The 1,642-nt window shown below is 67.1% G+C and carries 3 protein-coding genes and 1 tRNA gene; 1 reads left to right on the top strand and 3 read right to left on the bottom strand.

Translation table 11 applies throughout. The annotated features are described in order from the left end of the window. Window positions 1-190: hypothetical protein (locus ACIKT0_RS18045; protein WP_407106706.1), on the top strand; the 190-nt coding region annotated here is incomplete at its 5' end. Window positions 191-258: 68 nt separating this feature from the next. Here ACIKT0_RS18045 and ACIKT0_RS18040 read toward each other — a convergent pair. The 3 genes from ACIKT0_RS18040 to ACIKT0_RS18030 form a co-directional block, all read right to left on the bottom strand. Then, window positions 259-334 (bottom strand) — tRNA-Lys (locus ACIKT0_RS18040). A 64-nt stretch (window positions 335-398) separates the two neighbouring features. Beyond that, entirely contained in the window at window positions 399-656 is a 258-nt protein-coding gene (locus tag ACIKT0_RS18035; RefSeq protein WP_407106705.1) for a sulfurtransferase TusA family protein, read from the bottom strand. Window positions 657-769: 113 nt separating this feature from the next. Continuing rightward, window positions 770-913, bottom strand: coding sequence for a hypothetical protein (locus ACIKT0_RS18030; protein ID WP_407106703.1), 144 nt, complete (start codon window positions 911-913; stop codon window positions 770-772). Window positions 914-1,642 lie beyond the last annotated feature (729 nt).

The raw sequence follows: 1,642 nt of genomic DNA, 5'->3' as shown, positions 1-1,642 counted from the left end.
CGCGACCCGGTCCTTCGGGTCGACCATGGCGGCCGCGGCAGTGGCGTCGCGGGCGAACCAGGCGTCGACCTTGCGCGGGTCGTATCGGCGCCGGCCGACGTGTCACCGCTCGGTTCGCAGTCCGCGAGCCCGCCGCGCAAATCTCGGCGTCATCGCGCAATTCGGCGAAGTCGGCACGCATCTCACGTGAGACTTTTCTGAGCTACCGCGTTCTGCGACTGTTCTCGTTCCAAAAGGACCAAGACCCCAAGAGGTTCTTGGTGAGCGCGCTGGGACTCGAACCCAGGACCTACAGATTAAAAGTCCGTTGCTCTACCAGCTGAGCTACGCGCTCCCGCGACGCGCTGCGTCGCGGGGCGTGATCTAGCATCTCATTCGCCGCCGCGCGAGCCTCGATGTCACGCGCGCTGATCGGAATGAGGACCGGCCGACCGGATCAGGAAGCTGAGCCCGGCGCCATCCGGACGGATATCCAGAAGCTCCGCGCCTGCTTCCCGCGCGGCGTTCGGAACATCGATCCGAGCCAGCGGATCGTCCGCCAGCACGTTCAGCACTGCGCCCGCAGGCGCGCGTCTCAGAGCCTTGAGCGTCCTGAGCGCGGGGAGGGGGCATCTCAGCCCCCGAACGTCGACTACAATCCCGGCAGTTTCGCCCATCGATCCGCTCCGGAGCCGGCTGCGCCTCCGGGAGACCGCGGGCCGGGCTGGCCGCAACAACTAGCTGCGGCCAGCGACCCGGTTCAAGCTGGAGCGAGAAGATCTGCCTCGGATCAGAGGCCGAACGGGAAGTCCCGATGGGCGCGGTGGATGGCGCGGCCCTGCTCTTCGAAGAAGGCGTCGAACCGGGTGATGAACCCGGACAGGAAGTTTGCGAACGGCGAACGGGAGATCATGTCGACGACGATGGCGGTCATGGTTTCGCACCTTGGCTAGGGCGCTAGGGCCCGATTATCTGCGTGGTATGTGGCATGCCAGACGGTGAGGTTGAACCGACGCCCTGGCATGGCTGTCCTGCGCCTGGAATAGACGGGGCCTTACGTCCCAACGTGTTCTGCGACCGCGGTGAGGGTCCGGCCGCGCGGTCGCTTCCAATCCTTGTCGGCTCGGCTATTGATCGAAGCACCGCGCCGTCGCGCGGCTCCGCGCGAGGATCGCCGAGAATGTCGACCGTTCAGACGTTCCCGAACGCAGCCCGGCCGCAGTGCTCGGGGCCTGCATGGGCGCTGGCGGGAGGCCTTCGCGTCATCCGCGATCCCGAAGCTGGCTTCGTGAGCAATCGCGTGGTCGCGACCGCCGCGACCTTATCTCGCGACGGTGCGGGCTGATGAGCTGGCTCAAAACCTTCTTCAAGAGCGCCTTCCAGGATGAGACCGAGGAGGAGCAGGACGACGGCGACCTCGCTGCGCTGCTCGACTCAGCCTTCAGGGCCGCGTCGCGGGGCGATTACGCGACGGCCGTCGCGATGTGGCTGCCGCTCGCGGAGAGCGGCGTCGGGCAGGCGCAGACGAGTCTCGGCGCCTGCTGCGCAGAAGGGCTCGATGACGGACGCGCGGTCGCACAAGGACGACGAGATCGCCGCGGACCCGGAGGTGTGCCTTGCCTTCGCGAAGCCCGGCTCCAACGACTACGTGTCGATCTCCGGG

Source organism: Hansschlegelia beijingensis (assembly GCF_045505405.1).
In the GTDB taxonomy this organism is placed as follows: Bacteria; Pseudomonadota; Alphaproteobacteria; order Rhizobiales; family Methylopilaceae; genus Methylopila; species Methylopila beijingensis_A.
The sequence above is the reverse complement of the archived record's forward strand: the minus strand, read 5'-3'. Positions and strand labels throughout refer to the sequence as shown.